General features: G+C 58.4%; 23 protein-coding genes and 1 other RNA gene. 19 read left to right on the top strand and 5 right to left on the bottom strand.

The window, feature by feature from the left end; genetic code table 11:
• The first annotated feature begins 44 nt into the window (after positions 1 to 44).
• From ubiG to B9Z43_RS12400, 7 genes are all read left to right on the top strand, one after another.
• Positions 45 to 755 carry a bifunctional 2-polyprenyl-6-hydroxyphenol methylase/3-demethylubiquinol 3-O-methyltransferase UbiG gene (gene ubiG / locus B9Z43_RS12370; RefSeq protein ID WP_108326023.1) on the top strand — a complete coding sequence of 237 codons (711 nt, stop codon included), beginning with the start codon at positions 45 to 47 and terminating at the stop codon, positions 753 to 755.
• Positions 756 to 760: 5 nt separating this feature from the next.
• Entirely contained in the window at positions 761 to 1,426 is a 666-nt protein-coding gene (locus tag B9Z43_RS12375; RefSeq protein WP_108326143.1) for an HAD-IA family hydrolase, read from the top strand.
• A gap of 13 nt (positions 1,427 to 1,439) precedes the next feature.
• Positions 1,440 to 1,828, top strand: a transfer-messenger RNA (tmRNA) gene (gene ssrA, locus B9Z43_RS12380).
• 634 nt (positions 1,829 to 2,462) lie between these two features.
• Positions 2,463 to 3,149 carry a GntR family transcriptional regulator gene (locus B9Z43_RS12385; RefSeq protein WP_108326025.1) on the top strand — a complete coding sequence of 229 codons (687 nt, stop codon included), beginning with the start codon at positions 2,463 to 2,465 and terminating at the stop codon, positions 3,147 to 3,149.
• 51 nt (positions 3,150 to 3,200) lie between these two features.
• Entirely contained in the window at positions 3,201 to 4,019 is an 819-nt protein-coding gene (locus B9Z43_RS12390; RefSeq protein ID WP_108286160.1) for a phytanoyl-CoA dioxygenase family protein, read from the top strand.
• Positions 4,016 to 4,882, top strand: coding sequence for a phytanoyl-CoA dioxygenase family protein (locus B9Z43_RS12395; protein WP_108326027.1), 867 nt, complete (start codon positions 4,016 to 4,018; stop codon positions 4,880 to 4,882). Before B9Z43_RS12390 ends, B9Z43_RS12395 begins: the two co-directional genes overlap by 4 nt.
• 167 nt (positions 4,883 to 5,049) lie before the next feature.
• Entirely contained in the window at positions 5,050 to 5,889 is an 840-nt protein-coding gene (locus B9Z43_RS12400; protein ID WP_108326030.1) for an AraC family transcriptional regulator, read from the top strand.
• Positions 5,890 to 5,954: 65 nt separating this feature from the next.
• On the opposite strand, the gene B9Z43_RS12405 is transcribed toward B9Z43_RS12400, so the two are convergent.
• From B9Z43_RS12405 to B9Z43_RS12425, 5 genes are all read right to left on the bottom strand, one after another.
• Positions 5,955 to 6,317 carry a hypothetical protein gene (locus B9Z43_RS12405; protein WP_108326032.1) on the bottom strand — a complete coding sequence of 121 codons (363 nt, stop codon included), beginning with the start codon at positions 6,315 to 6,317 and terminating at the stop codon, positions 5,955 to 5,957.
• 502 nt (positions 6,318 to 6,819) lie between these two features.
• The gene (locus B9Z43_RS12410; protein ID WP_108326034.1) at positions 6,820 to 7,260 is read right to left on the bottom strand and encodes a LacI family transcriptional regulator; all 441 of its coding nucleotides are present in this window, start codon (positions 7,258 to 7,260) and stop codon (positions 6,820 to 6,822) included.
• Entirely contained in the window at positions 7,257 to 8,630 is a 1,374-nt protein-coding gene (locus tag B9Z43_RS12415) for a recombinase family protein (RefSeq protein ID WP_108326036.1), read from the bottom strand. Before B9Z43_RS12415 ends, B9Z43_RS12410 begins: the two co-directional genes overlap by 4 nt.
• Complete coding sequence (locus B9Z43_RS12420; protein WP_233253962.1) at positions 8,627 to 9,124, bottom strand: DUF2924 domain-containing protein; 498 nt, start codon at positions 9,122 to 9,124, stop codon at positions 8,627 to 8,629. The genes B9Z43_RS12415 and B9Z43_RS12420 overlap by 4 nt, the downstream gene beginning before the upstream one ends.
• An 11-nt stretch (positions 9,125 to 9,135) precedes the next feature.
• Positions 9,136 to 9,303 carry a hypothetical protein gene (locus B9Z43_RS12425; protein ID WP_233253963.1) on the bottom strand — a complete coding sequence of 56 codons (168 nt, stop codon included), beginning with the start codon at positions 9,301 to 9,303 and terminating at the stop codon, positions 9,136 to 9,138.
• Between the two features lie 244 nt (positions 9,304 to 9,547).
• On the opposite strand from B9Z43_RS12425, the gene B9Z43_RS12430 reads away from it, so the two are divergent.
• From B9Z43_RS12430 to B9Z43_RS12485, 12 genes are all read left to right on the top strand, one after another.
• Complete coding sequence (locus B9Z43_RS12430) at positions 9,548 to 10,135, top strand: LexA family transcriptional regulator (protein WP_199222309.1); 588 nt, start codon at positions 9,548 to 9,550, stop codon at positions 10,133 to 10,135.
• 12 nt (positions 10,136 to 10,147) lie between these two features.
• Entirely contained in the window at positions 10,148 to 11,389 is a 1,242-nt protein-coding gene (locus tag B9Z43_RS12435) for a glycine hydroxymethyltransferase (protein WP_108326043.1), read from the top strand.
• Complete coding sequence (locus B9Z43_RS12440) at positions 11,386 to 12,351, top strand: hypothetical protein (protein ID WP_108326046.1); 966 nt, start codon at positions 11,386 to 11,388, stop codon at positions 12,349 to 12,351. Before B9Z43_RS12435 ends, B9Z43_RS12440 begins: the two co-directional genes overlap by 4 nt.
• Positions 12,352 to 12,575: 224 nt before the next feature.
• Entirely contained in the window at positions 12,576 to 12,794 is a 219-nt protein-coding gene (locus B9Z43_RS12445; RefSeq protein ID WP_108326048.1) for a helix-turn-helix domain-containing protein, read from the top strand.
• Entirely contained in the window at positions 12,791 to 13,276 is a 486-nt protein-coding gene (locus tag B9Z43_RS12450; RefSeq protein WP_108326051.1) for a hypothetical protein, read from the top strand. The genes B9Z43_RS12445 and B9Z43_RS12450 overlap by 4 nt, the downstream gene beginning before the upstream one ends.
• Entirely contained in the window at positions 13,273 to 14,205 is a 933-nt protein-coding gene (locus B9Z43_RS12455) for an ATP-binding protein (protein ID WP_108326053.1), read from the top strand. The genes B9Z43_RS12450 and B9Z43_RS12455 overlap by 4 nt, the downstream gene beginning before the upstream one ends.
• A 2-nt stretch (positions 14,206 to 14,207) precedes the next feature.
• Positions 14,208 to 14,810, top strand: a complete 603-nt coding sequence (locus B9Z43_RS12460; RefSeq protein ID WP_108326055.1) for a hypothetical protein — start codon at positions 14,208 to 14,210, stop codon at positions 14,808 to 14,810.
• Positions 14,811 to 14,825: 15 nt separating this feature from the next.
• Positions 14,826 to 16,538 (top strand): DEAD/DEAH box helicase, encoded by a 1,713-nt coding sequence (locus B9Z43_RS12465; RefSeq protein ID WP_108326057.1) that lies wholly within the window; start codon positions 14,826 to 14,828, stop codon positions 16,536 to 16,538.
• A 155-nt stretch (positions 16,539 to 16,693) separates the two neighbouring features.
• The gene (locus B9Z43_RS17420) at positions 16,694 to 16,939 is read left to right on the top strand and encodes a DUF6511 domain-containing protein (RefSeq protein WP_233253964.1); all 246 of its coding nucleotides are present in this window, start codon (positions 16,694 to 16,696) and stop codon (positions 16,937 to 16,939) included.
• Positions 16,939 to 17,694: a hypothetical protein gene (locus B9Z43_RS12475; RefSeq protein ID WP_108326061.1), complete on the top strand. Its 756-nt coding sequence runs from the start codon at positions 16,939 to 16,941 to the stop codon at positions 17,692 to 17,694. Before B9Z43_RS17420 ends, B9Z43_RS12475 begins: the two co-directional genes overlap by 1 nt.
• A complete protein-coding gene (locus B9Z43_RS12480; RefSeq protein WP_108326063.1) occupies positions 17,691 to 19,883 on the top strand; it encodes an AAA family ATPase in 2,193 nt (730 codons plus the stop codon). Before B9Z43_RS12475 ends, B9Z43_RS12480 begins: the two co-directional genes overlap by 4 nt.
• A gap of 452 nt (positions 19,884 to 20,335) precedes the next feature.
• Entirely contained in the window at positions 20,336 to 20,794 is a 459-nt protein-coding gene (locus B9Z43_RS12485; protein WP_108326066.1) for a crossover junction endodeoxyribonuclease RuvC, read from the top strand.
• Position 20,795: the final 1 nt, after the last annotated feature.

Consider the following 20,795-nt stretch of genomic DNA (forward strand, 5'->3'; position numbering starts at 1 on the left):
CTGCGGCACAAGCACATGTGGCACTTGCATCACAATCTCCTCCCATGACTCAAGCAGCACACAACGTCGATCCGGCCGAATTGGCCAAGTTTTCTGATCTGGCCCACCGTTGGTGGGACCCCGAGAGTGAATTCCGCCCTTTGCACCAGATCAACCCCCTGCGTCTGGAGTGGATCAACAACCAAGTGCCTTTGTCGGGTCTGAAAGTGGTGGATGTGGGTTGCGGTGGCGGTATCTTGGCCGATGCCATGGCACGCAAAGGTGCGCAAGTCACAGGCATCGACCTGGCGACCAAATCGCTCAAAGTGGCGCAATTGCATGCGCTGGAAGCCGGCACGACGGGCGTTCAATACCGCGAAATCAGTGCTGAAGCTTTGGCGGCAGAACAAGCCGCCCAATTTGACGTGGTCACTTGCATGGAAATGTTGGAACACGTGCCTGATCCGGCCTCGGTCGTCAAAGCCTGTGTGCAAATGGTCAAGCCTGGTGGCTGGGTGTTTTTCTCGACCCTCAACCGGAACCCCAAATCTTTCCTGTTTGCCATCGTGGGCGCGGAATACATCCTCAAGCTCTTGCCCAAAGGCACGCACGAATTTGCCCGGATGATCAAACCCAGTGAGTTGTCCACTTGGGCCCGTGATGCCGGCTTGGATATCCAGGGCTTCAAGGGCATGGAATACAACCCGTTCACACGCCGCTACTGGCTCAGCCATGACACCAGTGTGAATTATTTGATGGCATGCCGAAAGGCTTGAAGAGCATGTTCAAGAATGTTGAAGCTGTCTTGTTTGATCTGGATGGCACGCTCATTGACAGCGCCCCTGACTTGGGTGCAGCCGTAGACAAAATGCGCGTGGCCCGTGGCTTGCCCTCTTTGCCCTTGGAGCACTACCGCCCCATGGCCGGTGCAGGCGCCCGCGGCATGATTGGCTTGGGTTTTGGCATGACGCCCGAGCATCCCGATTTCGAGGCGATGAAAGAAGAATTCTTCGTCAACTATGAAAACTGCATGACCGAGCGCACCCGCATTTTTGATGGCGTGGTGGACATGGTCAATGCGCTGGTGGCGCAAGGCTTGGCATGGGGCGTGGTGACCAACAAGTCCAGCCGCTTCACCGACCCGCTGACCGCCGCCATGCCCTTGTTTGCCACGGCGCGCGCGATTGTCAGCGGCAACACCACGCCGCACGCCAAACCTCACCCAGAGCCCTTGTTCGAGGCGGCTCGTCGCTTGAGGATTGATCCTGCCCGTTGCGTGTATGTGGGCGATGACGAACGCGACATCGTCGCAGGCCTTGCCGCAGGCATGGGCACAGTGGCTGCCACCTACGGTTATTTGGGTGCGCAGGCCGATATTTCACGCTGGAATGCCCATTTGCACATTGATTCTCCGCTGGACCTCTTGAAATCGCTCAAGCAGGCCTAAAATAGGAAACTCAGGGGCTGCACTGGTTTCGACATGGGTTCGGACGCGTGGCAGGGCATGTCGAGGTTCTGATCCTCGTTAATCTTCGGAAAAAAAACTAACTGCAAACGACGAACGTTTCGCACTCGCCGCTTAATCCGGTGAGCCTTGCAACAGTTGGCCGATAGGCTGGGTTAGGGTGATGGGGGTGTTAAAGCTCCCAAAGTCCTGGCTGCAAGGTAAAACATATGGGCTGGCATCACCTCGGGTACCTTGGGGTGGTGTGAGAAAAAAGGGTACTGGCTGGGTGTTCAGCGTGTCGCTGCGCGGTTCATTTGGCGAGACTCAAATCAGACGACTACACATGTAGAACTGTACGAAAAAGACTTATGGACGGGGGTTCAAATCCCCCCAGCTCCACCAATAAAGGAAAAACCAACCCTTCGGGGTTGGCTTTTTTTTGCCTACTACCGCGTGTTTGCGCGGGTTCCTGCGGGTTCTTGCGGACTGCGGAGAGAGCCATTTCTGCCAGTAACCGGCAGGTTTTACTCTCCGTTTGCACATTCTCTCTCCGACCCACCCCACCCAGCGCAGGCCGAAGTCCGGAAGGCGCGCCCGTCACCCCTATATAAATCAACGGGTTACGCGCGGACGAATTAAGAGGTTTTTTTGTCGCTTTGGTGGGCTGAGGCAATGACTGTTTAAGGCTGGAAGCAGACCTTGCAGAAATTCTGCCGATTGGCAGAGGCCGACCCAAAGCGGTCTTCACGGTGAACCAGCCCCTGACTCAGATACAGCGATAGCGGTCGGTCGTATCCGACAGTAACTTCTTGGCTTCAACTCAGAAGCAGGCACTCGAACTCAGTAGTCACTGCTTCGTCCGCTGACCGGTTTAATCTGATCAGCTGACAGTTGCAAAGCTCTGGATCGCTTCGAGGTGATGACGATCCTTTTATATTGGCGAGATGGCTAATACTGACTCAAAGCGGTCGTGCCACCATCCTAAATGCCTCGTGAGTTGTAGTGTCGGGGATTTTCTTGTGGCACCATATTGATTATGACCAGTCGACCTCGCGTACTCTCGAAATCGCCTACTCCTAGCCAAGTGCCGCCCTCACTCAACGAGGAAGCTTATCGCCTCATTGAAGAGATGATCGTGACTCTTGAACTCGCGCCGGGCAGCGTGGTGTCTGAGGCCATGCTCAGCGAACGCATCGGCATTGGGCATACGCCGATCCGTGAAGCCTTGCAGCGTCTGGCGCGCGAACATCTTGTTCAGATCTTGCCCCGTCGCGGTGTGGTGGTCACCGCCGTCGACGTGGGTCATCAACTCCAAATCCTAGAGACACGGCGCGAACTCGACCGCCTTATTGCTCGATCTGCAGCTACGCGTGCCACTCTGGCAGAGCGCGAGACCATGGCTGCCATTGCTCAGAACATGGAGACTGCTGTGAAGTCTGACGACCTTGTAGCATTCCTGAAATGGGACAACGAAATGAACAGGCAGTCAGCACACAGCGCTCGGAACATTGTGGCTGCTGCGGCCGTGTCCGCTCTGCACTCGGCCTCACGGCGTTTCTGGTTCTACCATCACCATGATCAAGTCAACGCGACACTGCGTCTGCACGTGGCCCTTGCACGTGCGATGGCCTCCGGCAAATCTGACAAAGCTGCCGAGGCAAGTGATCGGTTGATTGATGATCTTTTCGGTTTCGCCCACAGGACCCTGATTACCCGCACTTGACAACTGGCATACCAGTCGCATACCATGAACTCCTGTTTAAGGAGTTTGCCAGTGCGCCTCACCCATCTGCAGATCGAAACCTACCGCCGTGATGGATTTCTCACCCTTGATGGCCTTTTTTCTGCCCCTGAAGTAGCGGCCATGAGGGCCGAGCTTGAGCGAATTCAAGTGATCGACACCGATCACTTGGTGCGGGAAAAGGGAAGCAATATTGCCAAAACTATCTATCAGGTCCACGAGCAAGACGGCCCTACAGGTTCACCGGTGTTTCATGCCGTCTCGCGTACTTCACGTATGCTCGAGCCCGCACAGGATCTGCTTTCCGAGCAGGAGCTCTACATCCATCACACCAAATGCAATTTGAAGACCGCCATTGACGGTTCGGTGTGGGCGTGGCACCAGGACTACGGAACTTGGAAGCGAGATGGCATGCCTGAGGCACGTCCAACTACAGCGTTGGTCATGCTGGACGAGCCAACAGAAATGAACGGGTGCTTGTACTTCATTCCGGGCAGCCACAAAGAGGGCAATCTAGAGCCAGAATTCAACGACGCTACGGGCTACAAGTTTTATGTGACGCCGAAGGACAAGCTGCTAGAAATCATGGCTCGCAGCCCCGCACCGGTGGCGATCACTGGCAAGCCCGGCACCGTGGTGTTCTTTGACTGCAATATTCTGCACGCCTCGGGGCATAACTTGTCCCAGCACAATCGTTGGGCGATTTATGTGGTCTACAACCCGGTATCAAACCGGTGCAACGACGTTCCCAACCCACGTCCTGACTACGTACGGTCAACCAATACAAAACCACTCATCAAGGGAAGCGACCATATTTTCCCGCTTACAAGCTCGACGCAGGAAGCCAGATGAATACCCGCCGTCAACGCATCCTTTCCCTTGAGCAGATCGGGGACTACCGCGATACGGGTTATCTCAATCTCCGTCAGGTACTTGATCCCAAATTGCTTGCGAGGCTGATCGCGACCACTGAGCGACTGTACGATGAGGGCCGATCACTCCAGCAAAAGTCAAAACATTACGACCTAGAGCCTGCGCATACCGCCCTTGCGCCACGTATCAGGCGTATCTCCAGCCCAACCGAACTAGATTCGGTGTATGTTGAAGCCGCTTTCGATTCGATCCTGGGTGACATCGCCGCAGACCTGCTTGGTGGAGCGGTCAAGTTTTACCACTCGAAGATCAATTTCAAACTGCCTCATGGAGGTGCAGAGATTGGCTGGCATCAGGACTGGCCGGTGTTTCCTCACACCAACACCAATCTTGTCGCTCTGAGCGTACCTTTGAATCCGTCCCGCGCCATCAATGGCTGCCTTCAGACGATCCCCGGCAGCCACAAGTTGGGGCCGCGCAGTCATTGGGAAAACGGCATCTATAAACTCAATTGCAACCACACGATGACGCGGGAAGACTTTGAGAACGTAGTCGACAATGAGCTGGATGTGGGAGATGTGGTGGCACATCACGGCCTCGCAGTGCACGGCTCCAGTCAAAATCGCTCGGACACCTTGCGCACGACCTACATCATTCAGTACGCCGCTGCTGACTCATTCGCCTATACCGCACCCGTTGTAGACAGCATCCATCGCAACCAGATGGTCAGGGGCGAGCCGGCTACTCATGCACGCGTGGAAACTGGAATCATTGAATTACCGCCGGATTTCTCAGCGGGATATTCAGGTATATATGCGCTGCAGACAGCGGGTAAGAACTAGAGATTCTTCCGCAAGGCTGTCAGCATCAATGAGGTGTGCATCTGCTACCAGGTCTGCACCGCTCTGGTGGGGTGGGCCGTGGAGGACGACGTCCAGCGTTCGCAAGAGCAGTTCACGGCGTAGGCCACACCTCAGATGGCAGGCATGACTCGCTTAAAGGAATTCTGATGTCAGACCCGCTACGCATCATCCACGGCCCCTTCGGACGGGTCGTGCTCGTTCGCCTTGACCACTCGATGGTGCTCCATGCGCATCGAGACTGTCATATCGTTTTCAAGATCGGCGGAGCCGACATCCAGTTCGGGATCAACGGCAAAGAGTACTCGGTCACGGCTCAGAGTGCGCTGATGATCAACGCTTGGGAGCCGCACTTTTACAACCACCGCGAGACGAATGAGAAAACCGTCCTGCTCGCGTTCTACCTCCAGCCGCAATGGCTCAAGGAACTGGATCGACGCTTCGCGCACAGCGCGCACCCGAAGTTCTTCGCGCGACCGGTCGATACCTTGACGCGGCGGCTGGCCCAGACCCGGGACGACGTGGTTGATGCTCTGACTCAGCACATTCCGCCGAGCATGCGGGAGATGGAGTTGCTGATTGCTGCCGTATTCTGCGAGGTGCTGACGATCTCACCACCGCAGAACCTGCTGCATTTCGCCGGCGAGCGTGGTGAATTGGGCTTCGACGCACGCATCAGAAAGCTCGTCGACCACATGCTCAGTGACCATGATGCGGGCATGAGTCCAGACGCAATGGCCTCAGCGACCGGGCTGTCGCGACCCCAGTTCTTTCGGCTCTTCAAGAAGTCGACCGGAATGTCCCCAGCGCTGTTCGTGAACATGCTCAAGATGGAGTCGGGTTTGCTCAGCCTTGCGCAGCGTGACGTCAAGCTGCAGGACATTGCCTTCGACCTTGGCTTCGATACCGCGGGCAACTTCACACGCTTCTTCGTTGGTATGCAGGGATTCGCCCCGAGCAAGTACCGCAGGATCCTGGAGATCATGTGAACGCAGAGCCCTACCGCCTCACCGCCGGCCAGGTTGGCCAGCGGCGAACGGTCATGACCGAAAGCTTATTTCCACTCGACCAAGATCTCTCTGTAGTCTTCCTTGCCGACGTTCTTGGCCTTGTGCCTTGCCGGCACCTTTGCGCCCTTACCGATCTCGGACATGACCTCGATGGTCCCGTCCTGGACCTTAAGCTCGAAGACCCCGTTCGTGGGTACCGGGAAGAGTCCCACGTCGTTGCCGTGTTCATCGTAGATCTGCAGCGGTGCGCCTTGCACCGCGAACCACATATAGGAGTGGTCATGGGTGTGGACGGGTGTCTCCGCGCCTACGGGAAGCACGAAGTCCCAGACGATGACCTTATCGTTCTCAAACAGCTTGCGGGTTCCAACTCCAGGTTCGGATGCCACTTTGGTCGCGTTGCTCATGATATGTCTCCAGTAGTTTTCAGGCTGAGCCTTGGGGTTTGTCGGTTGGCGACGGCAGACGCCTCCTGTGCGGACTTCCTGCAGCTGCCATCCAGACGCTGCAGGAGGTCCGTACGAAATAGTAGAACTCCTGGCGCAAACACACTTATCAATAGTGTGTAAGGCTTTGCAGGACGTCTTGGGACTTAGCATAGAGTCTCACGACTTCCTGGTCGAACCGCAGTGGCCATTCCTGGTTTCACTGGCTGCTACTCAACGTTGCAAATTCCGAGATCTATTCGGTTCACGCGCCGGGCGATCCATGGCAAACCTTCGTTCGGACCCTGGGATGGGTTCAAAGTGTCCACCAAGCGACATGCGACTTACGAAGGCGGCAAACGAGCGAGTGACAAACGGGAACGGCTGCTTTTGGCCGGTAGCAGACGGTCAGCTGTTTTATGCGGACGACTGCTTTCGCTGCATTGAAGTCAGTCGCCATGACTATTCTTTTACAGTCTCCGCCTCACCAAATCCGTAACCGCTGCTCCTCCCAAAGCGCAGGCGGGTCCACCGCAAGATCAAACAGCGTCAGGTGATCTGGCAGCACGTCCTCCAGAATCGCCTCGACGATGTCCGGTGCCAGCGTTGTCAGGTTCACCATCCGGCTGACGTAGCTGTTGTCGACTCCCTCCAGCGCCGCAATTTCAGTCAGGTTCTTTACCTTGCCGGACTCCAGCATGGCCAGCCACCTGTGGCCCCTGGCCAGCGCCAGTTGCAGCGGTGTGGCCGCCACGTCCCACGGCCGTAGCAGTTTGCCCGGCTGACCTGATTGCCCGTTAGGCAGCGTCATTTGTTTGCGCCCACTGCGGCGCTTGATCTGAATCGGTACCGACAGTGTGATCCGGCCGTCGCTGGATTGAATCACTTCCGTAGTGCCTGTCGATCTGATTTGAATCTCGCTCATGCCATTGCCTCCGCTGCCAATTCCGTGGCTGGCTCGGGTTGCAGTTTCTTGTGATGCAACTCAAGCACCAGTCGCTGGATACCTGTGGGATGCAAATCCATCGACATGTTGTTGGGCGAGACATTCACCTGGCGAACCAGCAACCGCACAATCCGCATCTGCTCTGCAGGGAACAACTGGTCCCAGACATCATCAAGCCGCTTCATGGCTACGGTGACGATCGCCTCATCCAGCGTAGGGTCGTATTTCTGGGCCTGCGGCAGGACATCTCTGACCACATCCGGTGAGCGCAAATGACCCCTCAGTTGCTCCAGTACCGCCGACTCCAGCTCCGCAGCTGGCATGCGGGGCAGGCCCGATGCACCGGCGTGCTCCTTGATGTCGCGTTGGGGCACGTAGTACCGGTAGCGGCGACCGTTTTGTTTGGCGGTTTGGAATGGTGACATCGCGCGGCCGTCGCTGCCAAAGACGATACCTTTGAGGAGGTACTGCGTCTTGGCTCTGGTCGTGGTGGCCCGCACACGTCCATTCGTGCTGAGGATCGCGTGGACATCGTCCCAAATGGACTTCGTGATGATCGGCGGGTGCTCCGCCTGATACCAAAGCTCCTTGTGACGCAACTCGCCCAGGTAGGTGCGGTTGTTCAGTACCTTGTAAATCAGCCCCTTGTCGATCGGCTTGCCCTCCCGGACTCGACCGTCCTGAGTAGTCCAGGCTTTGGAGGTCACACCATCCAGCCGTAATTCTTTGACCAGTTTGGTGGTCGAGCCCAGTTCCACAAATCGCTGAAAAATGTGCGCAATCGTCTTGGCTTCGGCCTCATTGGGAATCAGACGCCGGTTGGCAACGTCATAGCCAATCGGTGGGATGCCGCCCATCCACATCCCCTTGCGCTTGCTGGCGGCAATCTTGTCCCTGATCCGCTCGCCAGTCACCTCGCGCTCGAATTGGGCAAAGGACAGCAGCACGTTGAGCATCAGTCGGCCCATGGACGTGGTCGTGTTGAATTGCTGGGTGACAGACACAAAGGACACGCCCTGGCGTTCAAACACTTCGACCATCTTGGAGAAGTCAGCCAGGCTGCGAGTCAGCCGGTCGATCTTGTAAATCACGATCACGTCAATTTTTCCGGCCTCAATGTCGGCCATCAGTCGCTTGAGTGCGGGCCGCTCCATGTTGCCGCCGGAGAAAGCCGGGTCGTCGTAGTCGTCGGCGACCGCGATCCAGCCCTCGGCGCGCTGGCTGGCGATGTAGGCGTGCCCAGCATCGCGCTGGGCATCAATCGAGTTGTATTCCTGGTCCAGTCCTTCCTCGCTGGACTTGCGGGTGTAGACCGCGCAGCGCATGCGGCGTTTCAACACTTCGCTCATTTGGAGCCACCTTTCTTGGCGGAGGATTTGGCGGCGTAGTCCTTGAGTCCAAAAAAGACAGGCCCGGACCAGCGGCTGCTGGTGATCTCTCGCGCAATCATCGAGAGGCTTCGGTAAGGGCGACCTTCAAATTCGTACTGGCCGTCTGCCGTGGCGATCACCTGGTGCACCTTGCCGTGGTACTCGCGGGTAAACAGTGTGCCGGGCGTGGGGTGGAAATCCCGGTCGCGTCTTCTGAGCTTGCCGGTGGCAATCAGCGAGGCGATCTTCTTGTTGTTGCGCTCCAGCAGCCCCGGGTCGACCTTGCGGAATTCGACCTCCTGAAGTTTGTAGGCAAGCTGGCGCTCCAGAAACTGCCGGTTGTGGGTGGGTGTTTCACCGCCAAACAGTTTTCGCCACAGGGCTTTGATCTCGGGAAAAGGCAGGTTGGGCAGTTCATGCACCTGGGCCACCGCAGTCCGGGGTGCGGTTGCGGGCGTTTTGCTTGTTTTCATGTGAACCTCGTTCATTTGTTGATGAGGTCTGTATGAACGCTCTGGTCACCAGAGAAGCCAAGTAAAACTTTGCGCTCAGTGGCAGGTATCTGACGCTTGACCGGGTTTGACTGGCGCAGCCGGACTAGGCCCTTTGCGAGGATGGCGGCGATCTCCAGCCGACGCTGCTCAGGTGTCATGCGCTCAGGCGGGAGGTGGTTAATGCTGTTTTTTAGGCTCATTGGGTAGCGTTCCGTGTTGACAAACTTGTTTAGCCAAAATTGTCTTTAAGGGCTGCTTCCAAGGCCAGCAGGGAGTTGCGGGCTGGTGTGGGTTAGTGCGGGTTCCTGCGGGTTAACGCCTGAAATCATCGTAAAAAAGGTTTTTTGCGATTGAAGACACAAGATCATTGCAAAGTGAACGATCGTTCTCTACAATGATTCCGTGAAGAAAACAATCAACGATCTCGAACACCTGGCCACCCTGCAGGACTATTACGCCCAACACCGGGTGTTGCCCTCGTACACCAGGCTGATGTCGCTCCTGGGGTTCGCCTCCAAGTCCGGTATCAAAAAGGTGCTGGAGCGGCTGGAGGCTGCGGGCATGCTGGAGCGCACCTCTGATGGCGACTGGTCCCCGACCGATCGATTCTTTGACCGCTCAATTGCCAACCTGCCGGTTGCCGCTGGCATGCCCCTGCCAACAGCAGACGAGGGTGGCGAGCAGATGACGCTGGACCGATTTTTGATCGCCCGGCCAGCCAACACGGTGCTGGTGCGGGTCAAAGGCGACTCAATGATCAATGCCGGGATCCACAGCGGAGATCTGGCTGTGGTCGAGCGGCGCAGCCAGGCCAACCCCGGAGAAGTGGTGGTCGCGGTCGTTGATGATGAATTCACACTGAAAACACTTGGACGAGACAAAGACGGATATCACCTGCTTCCCGCCAACCCGGATTTCCCCACCATCCGGCCCAGCGGCAAACTTGAGATTTTTGGGGTTTTGGTTGGCCTTGTGCGCAAATACACATGAGGCAAACCAACAATGAAAATATTCAACCCTGCACATTTCCTGCGTCACATCTCGATGCCAACCCTGCGCGAATTCACCGACGCGCATCCCCTGGGCCAGAGCCTGGCCATTGACTGGAGCCTGGCGCAGGAACTGCTGCCCACCGTGGTCAATGAAGCAGTCGCGTTGCTTGATGCAACTATGCAGGGTGCAGAGATGACGCAAGCCGAGCGCGAGTCGGTTGAATACAAGTTGCACCTCTGGCACGACGACTTGCGCCGCGCACACCTGATGTCCAACGATCTCTCCATCCAAGAGTTTCAGACCTCATGCGCTGGTGATCGCGAGGTGCAGGAGGCATTTGCCAGCCGCGATGCCCGCGAGCAGTCTCTGTGGATGTTGACCTTTCGGGACACCGCATTTCGCAACGCTGAAATGCACATTGCCTTTCAGGCCAAATCCAATGGCAAGTACTGGAAAAAACACCGCATCCAGCCTGGGCTCGACCCAATGCAAGACCGCATCAAACTCGATGCCTTTTGCCACGAGGTGGCCAAGCTTTACAAGAGCGTGGGCGGTGGCGATGGCACTCACATTGAGGTCAGCAAACGGGCCGCCGACGGTAGCGTGCAACTGACCATTTACATCGAAGGCCCCGTCACGGCGATCGCACATTTTTCCGAGAATAGTTTCAAGCGCATCAACACCCGCATCGCGCTGGAGACTGCGTTGGTGTACCAGCCGTCGACTGGCTTCATTGAAACCGTGGTCAAGGGTGGTGCCAAAAATCATGGCGCGGTGCTTGAGCTCTTTGGCAAGCATGTGGTGGAGACAGCCATCAAGCCAGAAGAAATTGAGAAGACACGCTACAAACTCAACGCCTTGCGCGACGGCTTGATGGAGCCGTTTGAGGACTGGTCTGCCTACGGCGTTGAAAAAGTTCGCCTGCGCCGGGCACGCTTCACGCCCATGGGACGCACCGGCATTTCGTTTCAGGTGGAAGCACCATCGGCCAAAGACCAGGACGATGCAATCCGGCTGGCGCTGACGGGACTCAAAGTGCATCACTCCTTCGAGTCGGAATACAACATGAGCAGTGCCTCGGTCATTGTCTACACACTGGCTACCGAAAGCCGCAAGGCCGGACACTTCAGCTTTGATATCTCCGCCACGGGCTCTTCGACCATCAAAAACCTGGCTGATAAAAATCAGCCCACAGCACTTGCTGTATTGCGTTCGTTGAACGTGATCGAAGCAGAAGAGGTTGCGGCGTGAGTCTTGCGCAAATCAGTGCCACCAGCGTGTTGTGCCAACTCCTTGAGCGAGAAAAGCCCGAGGTCAACGGCATGACTCTGTTGGGTGGTGAATATGGGAACGCCGGACGAGATTTGTTGCGTGAACGCCTGCTCGTGGTTGGCGCGTCACTCTCGCACGTGACCTGCCCTGAGTGTGGTGTGGAACTGGCGCGCGTCGCTCGTGATCTCGCCCATGAAAACATCCTGCTCTCGTGCGATGAATGCGGCGAAGTCACCAGCCCGAGGCTATTGCAAGAAACCTACAAGGTGAGCTTGCCCAAGTTCATCGACCGGCTGATGCTTGGGTTGGGGACCCAGCCCAGCGCCAAGAAAGAAGTTGCCACCGAGATAGCCTGGCGTATCGGGGTCACGGAGCCGGTGCGCGGCAAGCCGCTGACCTGGTACTTTGCTCGCCACCTGCATGACCACAGGGTGGCGCAGCGGTTGGTGGAAACTATCAGGCAGGACCAGGCGCACAAGTCTGCAAAGGTGATCACCAGCAGCGCTTTGCCACTGCCCGAGGGCTCGCCCCTGATAGGGTTTGATGTGGTCCACCTCAGTGACGTGGCACGCATCTCGCAAAGCAAGTTTGAGTTCTTCAACGACCGTATTACCGTGCCAGTTGCCGCTCCGGTTGAGGACACCCAGTTTCGAACTACCCTGCGCCTGGTTCGCACTGAGAGCAAGGCGCGCGTGGATGGCGTTGACTATGCGCTGGAGCCACGGCAGAAAGATTTATTGCTGGCGCTGATGGACGATTTTGATCGTGAGATGGACCGTGATGCATTGCGTACAGCATGCAGATCACAAGCCGATTCGTTTTCGCCAAGCAAGGTGTTTGAACGAATTCCGGTGGTCTACAAGCAATTCATCAAGTACCAGTCCGGTGACGGCGTTTACGCCTTGCAAATACCAGAGGAAGACCGTGACTGGCTGACCTGAGTCACTGCAACCTGCACCAGCCCGCAGGCCCACCTAAAACCCGGCGCTCACCAGTACGAGCCCGGGTTTTTTGCATTTTGTCCGCACGAAACGCATTTGAGGAATGCTGCTGAGGAGTCTGAGGATCGGTTTGAGGAATCCCGATTGTTGAAATTCATCTCACTGGTTAGCGAGGCAAACGAGCTTCAAAAAACCGGGGTTTTTTCAACACCAAGGAGATTCAATTGCAATCCGCAGAAAAGGTCAAGCACCTCAACCAAACCCAGTTAGCAGAGCGCTGGGACGTCGCTGAAGCGACGCTAGAAAGATGGCGCAGCGACGGCATCGGTCCGGTCTTCATGAAGATACAGGGCCGCGTGCTGTACCGCGTCGAAGACATCGAAGCATTCGAGTCCGACAGCTTGCGCCAAAGCACCTCCAGTGCAGTGGGAGGTGCAGCATGAGCACGTTACCGCTTGATCATCCCGATCAAATTTTGTCCATCCCCGTGGGCGCATTGGCTGAGCAATCCGCCGAGTCGCTGTTCCAGCTCAAAAACAACGCGGCCGATTTTTTGGTGATGGCCAAGACCATCGTCGAGCACATCGACCGGGCGCTGGATTTGAAGTACTCAGCGCAAGCCCACCAACTGCGTCTGGCTGCAGGCAAAGACACCGGCGTAGTTCATTTCGATGACGGCCGCGTGCACATCACTGCTGATCTTCCCAAAAAGATCGAGTGGGACCAGGCCCGCCTCGCTGACATCACGCAGCGCATTGCCGCCAACGGCGACAACCCGGCCGAGTACGTCGAGATCAGCTACCGCGTCTCGGAAACCAAGTTCAACGCGTGGCCCGAATCGCTCAAGAGTTCGTTCTCTGCGGCCCGCACCCTCAAAACCGGCAAGCCGGGTTTTCGTCTCGCACTTCAAGGAGAAAACAAATGAGCCTTCCCATCATCACCGCTGACCAGCGCCTGGCCGAACGCCGTGGCGTCAAAGGCGTACTCGTCGGCAAAAGCGGCATCGGCAAAACCTCGCAGCTGTGGACCCTCAAACCCAGCGCCACTTTGTTCTTTGACCTGGAAGCGGGCGACCTCGCAGTCGAAGGCTGGGCAGGTGACACGGTGCGCCCACGCACATGGCAGGAGTGCCGCGACTTTGCCGTCTTCATTGGCGGCCCCAACCCGGCGCTGCGCGATGACCAGCCCTACAGCCAGGCGCACTTTGATGCGGTGTGCCAGCGTTTCGGTGAGTCCTCCTCCATGGACAAGTACGACACCGTGTTCGTGGACTCGATCACCGTGGCCGGTCGTCTGTGCCTGCAGTGGTGCAAAGGTCAGCCCCAAGCCTTTTCAGAAAAAACCGGCAAGCCTGATAGCCGGGGTGCTTACGGCTTGATGGGTCAAGAAATGATCGGCTGGCTGACTCACTTGCAGCACACCCGGCGCAAGAACGTGTGGTTCGTCGGCATCCTGAACGAAGCGCTGGACGACTTCAACCGCCGCGTATTTTCTCTGCAGGTTGATGGCTCCAAAACCGGACTGGAGTTGCCCGGCATCGTCGATGAGGTGGTCACGCTGACCGAGCTCAAGGGTGATGACGGTAGCAGCTACCGCGCTTTTGTCTGCCACACGCTCAACAACTGGGGCTATCCGGCCAAAGACCGCTCGGGTCGCCTGGACGCCATTGAGGAGCCCGACCTGGGCCGCCTCATGGAAAAGATTGCTGGCCCGGCCAAGCCCGCACCAGAGCGGCTCGACTTTGCACGGCCCGCCAGCAGTGTTCCTGCTTTGCCAGAAGCCCGCACCTCAACTGAGACAAGCACAGACACCAGCTTCGACCCCACTTCCTTCAACCCCACTCAGGAGTCCTGAACATGACTTACTTCGATTTCAATTCCGCGTCTGAACAAACCTCTTTCGACCTGATCCCCAAAGGCACGCTGGTGCGCGTGCGCATGACCATCAAACCCGGCGGCTTCGATGACGCCTCACAAGGCTGGACCGGCGGTTATGCCACCCGAAGCAGCACCACCGGCTCGGTGTATCTCAACTGCGAATTCGTGGTGACCGATGGTGAGTTTGCGCGACGCAAGATGTGGTCACTCATTGGTCTGCACAGTCCAAAGGGACCTGAGTGGGCCAACATGGGCCGTACCATGGTGAAGGCCATCCTGAACTCGGCGCGCAACGTCCAGCCGGGTGACAACAGCCAGGCCGCCCAGAACGCCCGGCGTATCAGCGGCTTTGCGGATCTGGATGGCATTGAGTTCCTGGGCAAGGTGGACTGGGACAAAGACCAGAACGGCCAGGACAAGGCGGTCATCAAGGCGGCAGTGACGCCTGACAACAAGGACTACGCCGCTGCCATGGGTGCACCGCGAGCGCCTGCTCCGGTCAGTGCTGCGCCCGCAGCCAACGCCTATGCCCAAGCCACAGGTCGTGCGCCGGTTCCCGGTCGTCCGAGCTGGGCGCAGTAAGCGGAGGTCACAGCCATGATGCTTCGACCCCGCCAATCCCTGCTGGTCCAACGCACCCTGGACGCGCTCGCTCTGCATGGCAACACGCTGGCTGTCGCACCCACCGGGTCTGGTAAGACCATCATGTTGTCGGCGGTGGTCGGCAAGATGTTGTCTGAGCCGGATGCCAAGGCCTGCGTGCTGGCACACCGCACCGAACTTACGGGTCAGAACCGGGCCAAGTTCGCCCGCGTCAATCCGGGCTTGAGCACCTCGGTCTTTGATGCCCAGGAAAAATCCTGGGCGGGTGATGCCACCTTTGCGATGGTGCAAACCCTCTCGCGGCCCATGAACCTTGCGCAGATGCCCACGCTTGATTTGCTGGTCATCGATGAGGCGCACCACGCGTCCTCGCCCAGCTACCGGGTGGTCATTGACCAGGTGTTGGCCAAGAATCCCAAGGCTGCCATCTGCGGCCTGACCGCTACGCCTAACCGGGGTGACGGCAAGGGCCTGCGCGAGGTGTTCTCCAACGTGGCCGACCAGATCAGTCTGGGCGAGATGATCGCAAGCGGCCATCTGGTCTCACCGCGAACCTTTGTGATTGATGTCGGTGCGCAGGAAGCATTGCAGAACGTGCGCCGTACAGCGATCGACTTCGACATGGAGCAGGTGGCCACGATTCTCAACAAATCGCTGATCACTGACGCCGTGATTGCGCACTGGAAGCAAAAAGCGGCAGACCGCAAGACCATCGTTTTTTGTTCCACCGTGGCCCACGCGCAAAGTGTTTGCGAGGCGTTTGTGGCTTCCGGTGTGTCGTCCGTGCTGATCCATGGCGAGCTGTCGCCGGTTGAACGCCAAACAAGGCTGCAAGCATTTGAGACCGGCAGCGCCCAGGTGGTGGTCAATGTGGCGGTGCTCACCGAGGGCTACGACTACACACCCACGTCTTGTGTGGTGTTGCTTCGCCCGAGCTCCTACAAGTCCACCTTCATTCAGATGGTTGGGCGTGGTCTGCGCACGGTGGACCCGCAGGAGTTTCCCGGCGTTATCAAGTCCGATTGTGTAGTGCTGGATTTCGGCACGGCCAGTCTGATGCATGGTGCGCTGGAGCAAGAGGTCAACCTCGATGGCCACACGCATGAGGGAGAAGCACCCACCAAAGAGTGTCCGGAGTGCGACGCATCCGTGCCGCTGTCTTGCATGGAGTGCCCGCTCTGCGGCTATGTCTGGGTGCGCCAGCCAGAAGACATCGGCGCACTCTCGGATTTCATCATGAGTGAAATCGACTTGCTCAAGCGCTCGAATTTCCGGTGGTGCGATCTGTTTGGCGCTGACGACGCCTTGATGGCTACGGGCTTTACGGCTTGGGGCGGCGTGTTTTTCCTGAACGGCCGCTGGCATGCCATCGGTGGAGCCAAGTCGCTGCGTCCCACTTTGCTGGCTGTGGGCGAGCGCACCGTGTGCATGGCGCGCGCTGATGACTGGCTCAACGACCACGAGTCGGCTGACTCGGCGCACAAGACCAGGCGCTGGCTCAACGAGCCGCCCACGGTCAAGCAACTGGTCTACCTGCCAGAGGCGATGCGGACCGATTTCGGCATGACGCGCTACCAGGCTTCCGCTTTGTTGTCGTTTCAGTTCAACCGCAAAGAGATTCAGCGTTTGGTCACCGCTGCCAATGACGCGCATCACGGCAGCGCCACCAGCCACAGCAGCTACCCCCATGTTTTGGAGGCGGCTTGAAGTGCGCGGTCTGTGCCCGCCAGGCCAAAGGCTACGGCTGGTTTAACCCCAGCCTCAAACGAAGCGACCCCGGTCGCTATTCAGACAAATGGGTGTTTTGCTCTCGCCGCTGCCAAAACGCCTTCTCAACACTCATGAATAAGACGGAGGGACAAATGATTAATCCAAGTGAAATGGAAACCACCGCCATGGGCGCGTGCCTGCAACCACTGGGCGAGTTCGTGAGCGGCATCGGCATGGACCGCCCGCTGGCCAGTTACAGCCGCATTGAGGTGCTGACACTGATTGATGTCGTGGTCACGGCCTACCAAGGCCAGATGACGGCTGAGCACGAACGCATGGCCGCACGCGACCGGTCGTTTTTGCAAGAGCGCCTGAGCTTGCAGAAGGGTCGTGTGTGATGCTGGACTTCAACGCCCGCCCCAAAATTCAGGAACAGATCAGCCAGCTCATTGATGCAGCATTGACCCGCGAGCGCGCTGGCCAGACGCCGCGCGACTACCTGGGCGCGTCGCGCTTGGGCGTTTCATGCGAGCGCGCGCTGCAATACGAGTACACGCACACACCGGTGGACGACGGCCGTGATTTTTCAGGCCGCTTGCTGCGCATCTTTGAGGTAGGCCACACGCTGGAAGACCTGGCCATCCGCTGGCTGCGCATGGCGGGGTTTGACCTGTACACGCGAAAAGTCCAAGGGGGTCAGTTTGGCTTCTCGGTGGCAGGTGGACGGATCCGTGGTCACGTCGACGGGATCTTGAACACCGGGCCTGCTGACCTGGGCGTGAGCTACCCGGCGCTCTGGGAGTTCAAGACCATGAACGACAAGTCCTGGCGCGACACCGTCAAACTCGGGGTGGCCAAGTCCAAGCCGGTCTATGCCGCACAGGTTGCGGTCTACCAGGCCTACATGGAAGCCAGCATTCCGGGCATCTCTGCCAACCCGGCGCTTTTCACCGCCATCAACAAAGACACCCAGGAAATCTGGTTCGAGTTGCTGCCCTTTGACGGCGGGCTGGCGCAGCGCATGTCCGACCGAGCTGTGCGCGTGATCACTGCCACCAGTGCAAGCGAGGTCTTGCCGCGCTTTGCCACCACACCTACCCACATTGAGTGCAAGTTCTGCGCTTGGCAGGACCGCTGCTGGGGGACTCAATGACGGCTGGAAACATCGTCTGGCTGGACTACAACAACGCCCCCGAACAAAGGCTGGAAACAGCGGCTGACACGCAGGCGCTGCGTGATGGTCTGTTGGACCGGCTCGAGTCTGTGCTGCTGTACCTGTTTCCCAGTGGCCGCATTCGCGGCAACAAGTTTTATGTGGGTGACATTGACGGCGCGCCGGGCAAGAGTCTGGTTGTCGAGCTTGATGGTCCTCGGCGCGGGCTGTGGAAGGATTTCGCTGATGACGATGGCGGCGACCTGATCGCAGCCTGGGCCAAGTCACGGGGGCTGTCGACCCAGCAGGACTTTCCGCGCATCGCCGATGAAATCCGGCAGTGGCTTGGCTTTGCGCCGCCCGTGGACCACGGGGGGAGGCGCGACATGCGTTCGATCCCGATGGATGAACTCGGCCCCTACACCGCCAAGTGGGATTACGTCGGGCTCGATGGCGAACTGATCGCCTGTGTCTACCGCTACGACCCACCAACTGGCAAGGAGTTCAGGCCGTGGGATGTGCGCGCGCGGATGTGGCGTGCTCCAGATCCGCGCCCGCTTTACAGCCTGCCAGCATTGATGACGGCCCGTACCGTGATCCTGGTCGAGGGCGAAAAGTGCGCCGATGCCCTGATTGGCGCAGGCATCGTGGCCACCACTGCCATGAACGGGGCCAAAGCACCGGTGGACAAAACCGACTGGTCCGCGCTCAAGAACAAAGATGTGCTGATCTGGCCCGACCGCGATGCGCCGGGCTGGGACTACGCCGAGAGCGCTGCCCGTGCCTGCGCAGCCGTGGGCTGTCGGTCGGTGGCGATCCTGGTGCCACCTGCTGACAAGCCGCTCAAGTGGGACGCCGCCGACGCGGTGCTGGAAGGCTTTAACAGTGCCGCCTTCATCGCGCAGGCCGAGCGCCGGGTCATCAAAGCGGCAGCGCCCATGGTGCCGACCTTCACGCTGGGCGCGTTGCTCGACGATGACTCGCCACTGCCCGAAGATTTGATCGAGCCGCGCGTGCTGACCCCGGGCGGTTTGCTGGTGTTTGGCGGTGCGCCCAAGGTGGGTAAAAGCGACTTCCTGCTGGCCTGGCTCACCCACATGGCCGCTGGGGCCGCGTTTTTAGGGATGCGCCCACCCCGCCCGCTGCGGGTGTTCTACCTGCAAGCCGAGGTGCAGTACCACTACCTGCGCGAGCGGGTGAAGGGCATTCGTCTCTCGCCACAGCACCTCAGCCTGGCACGCACCAACTTCATGGCCACGCCGCAGCTGCGCTTGATTCTGGACGACGACGGGCTGGCGCAGGTCATCCCGGCCATGGTGGCCGCCTTCAACGGCTTGAGCCCCGACATCCTCGTGATTGACCCGATCCGCAACGTGTTTGACGGCGGTGACGCCGGTGGTGAAAACGACAACGGCGCCATGCTGTACTTCTTGTCGCAGCGCGTGGAGCGTATTCGCCAGGCAGTCAACCCCGAGGCCGGCGTGATCCTGGCGCACCACACCAAAAAGCTGGGCAAGCGCCAGTTTGAGGAAGACCCGTTTCAGGCCCTGGCAGGGGCGGGCAGCCTGCGCGGCTACTACTCGTCGGGGATGCTGCTGTTTCGCCCCGACGAGGCGCAATCCACGCGCCACCTGATCTACGAGCTGCGCAACGGTCCGGCCATTGAGACCAAGTTCGTCGACAAGATGGACGGCCAGTGGCACGAGGTCGATGTGAACGACAGGCTGGTGTCCAAGGAATACGGCGAACGGCTCGATGCCGAGCGCAGTCGCAAGCGCGATGCCATCCTGCAGATCCTGTTCGAGGAGGCCGCCCTGGGGCGCTGCTACACCGCCAACCAACTGGCCGAGTCTTTTGAGGGCAAGGCCGGTCTGGGCGGCGAGCGCACCATCCGGGAGCGGATCTCGGCCCTGTCCACGCAGGGCTACATCAAGTTTTTCCGCAACAGCACGGACTACGGACTGCCCTCGATTGGGCGCTCCAAGTTTGGCTACCTGTGCGTGGAGGGCATGGTCCTGAACACGCACACAGGCGAGCCCGAACCAGACACCGGCGAGCTGCCACTGCGCCCGCTCGGGGTGCTTCCAACCCACTACAAATGCCCGCAATCCGGGGCCGCGATGCCCGTCGAAAACCCGGATGTGTGGGTTTACCAAGAAATTAGCAACGACCCGCAGGAGCAAGAATGAACACGATTTGCCAAGATAGAACCCGCATAAGTGCAGCGTTGTCATACGCCCGCATTAACCCGCACCAACCTGCAAATACCCACAATGGCTATCCGTTAGCAACGGCTAGCATGGACCCGCAGGCGTACGCAGGAACCCGCAAGAGTTTGCGCAAACAAGTTGGCAAAAGTTTTGCCAACTGGACCCCACTTTTTGCCAACTGGATTCAGTTGGCAGACCCTTGCCAACTTCATTCCCATATAAATCAACCACTTACGCGTAAGTTGACAAAGTTGGCAGTTGGCAACGCTGCCAACTTGCCAACTGGCCGCAAACCCGCATGGATGCTGGGTTTTCATGAAAAATCCAGTTGGAGAAAACTCCCCTCCTACTACGTAGGAGAGGGACCTGTGGTTCCCTCTGACCTACGTCGGAGTGTTTCATCGGTCGATACACCGTTGCCGGGAAACCGGGTGGTGGTACTGGCCATCGATCTTGGAACGACGACCGGTTGGGCACTGAGATCCAAAGACGGCCAGATCGCGCACGGCTTTGCCAGCTTCAAACCACAGCGGTTTGAAGGCGGCGGTATGCGTTACCTGCGTTTTAAACGCTGGCTCACCGAGATCAAAGCGCTGGCCACCGACATCCATGCCGTGTATTTCGAGGAAGTACGTCGTCACGCAGGGGTGGACGCAGCCCATGTCTATGGCGGCCTGATGGCCACGCTTACCACCTGGTGCGAGCACCACAACATCGCCTACCAGGGCGTCCCTGTTGGCACGATCAAAAAGCACGCCACCGGCAAAGGCAACGCTGGCAAGGACGAAGTGATTGCAGCCATGCGCCAGCTTGGCCACCCGGTTACCGATGACAACGAGGCCGATGCGCTGGCGCTCTTGCATTGGGCCATTGACACGCAGGAGGTGTGAG

It is taken from the genome of Limnohabitans sp. MMS-10A-192 (genome assembly GCF_003063335.1).
Classification (GTDB): domain Bacteria; phylum Pseudomonadota; class Gammaproteobacteria; order Burkholderiales; family Burkholderiaceae_C; genus Limnohabitans_A.

Coding starts and splice junctions, on each gene's coding strand:
- ubiG (WP_108326023.1), top strand. CDS start 45: ATGACTCAAGCAGCACACAACGTCGATCCGGCCGAATTGGCCAAGTTT.
- B9Z43_RS12375 (WP_108326143.1), top strand. CDS start 761: ATGTTCAAGAATGTTGAAGCTGTCTTGTTTGATCTGGATGGCACGCTC.
- B9Z43_RS12385 (WP_108326025.1), top strand. CDS start 2,463: ATGACCAGTCGACCTCGCGTACTCTCGAAATCGCCTACTCCTAGCCAA.
- B9Z43_RS12395 (WP_108326027.1), top strand. CDS start 4,016: ATGAATACCCGCCGTCAACGCATCCTTTCCCTTGAGCAGATCGGGGAC.
- B9Z43_RS12400 (WP_108326030.1), top strand. CDS start 5,050: ATGTCAGACCCGCTACGCATCATCCACGGCCCCTTCGGACGGGTCGTG.
- B9Z43_RS12405 (WP_108326032.1), bottom strand. CDS start 6,317: ATGAGCAACGCGACCAAAGTGGCATCCGAACCTGGAGTTGGAACCCGC.
- B9Z43_RS12410 (WP_108326034.1), bottom strand. CDS start 7,260: ATGAGCGAGATTCAAATCAGATCGACAGGCACTACGGAAGTGATTCAA.
- B9Z43_RS12415 (WP_108326036.1), bottom strand. CDS start 8,630: ATGAGCGAAGTGTTGAAACGCCGCATGCGCTGCGCGGTCTACACCCGC.
- B9Z43_RS12420 (WP_233253962.1), bottom strand. CDS start 9,124: ATGAAAACAAGCAAAACGCCCGCAACCGCACCCCGGACTGCGGTGGCC.
- B9Z43_RS12425 (WP_233253963.1), bottom strand. CDS start 9,303: ATGACACCTGAGCAGCGTCGGCTGGAGATCGCCGCCATCCTCGCAAAG.
- B9Z43_RS12435 (WP_108326043.1), top strand. CDS start 10,148: ATGAAAATATTCAACCCTGCACATTTCCTGCGTCACATCTCGATGCCA.
- B9Z43_RS12450 (WP_108326051.1), top strand. CDS start 12,791: ATGAGCACGTTACCGCTTGATCATCCCGATCAAATTTTGTCCATCCCC.
- B9Z43_RS12455 (WP_108326053.1), top strand. CDS start 13,273: ATGAGCCTTCCCATCATCACCGCTGACCAGCGCCTGGCCGAACGCCGT.
- B9Z43_RS12460 (WP_108326055.1), top strand. CDS start 14,208: ATGACTTACTTCGATTTCAATTCCGCGTCTGAACAAACCTCTTTCGAC.
- B9Z43_RS12465 (WP_108326057.1), top strand. CDS start 14,826: ATGATGCTTCGACCCCGCCAATCCCTGCTGGTCCAACGCACCCTGGAC.
- B9Z43_RS17420 (WP_233253964.1), top strand. CDS start 16,694: ATGATTAATCCAAGTGAAATGGAAACCACCGCCATGGGCGCGTGCCTG.
- B9Z43_RS12475 (WP_108326061.1), top strand. CDS start 16,939: ATGCTGGACTTCAACGCCCGCCCCAAAATTCAGGAACAGATCAGCCAG.
- B9Z43_RS12480 (WP_108326063.1), top strand. CDS start 17,691: ATGACGGCTGGAAACATCGTCTGGCTGGACTACAACAACGCCCCCGAA.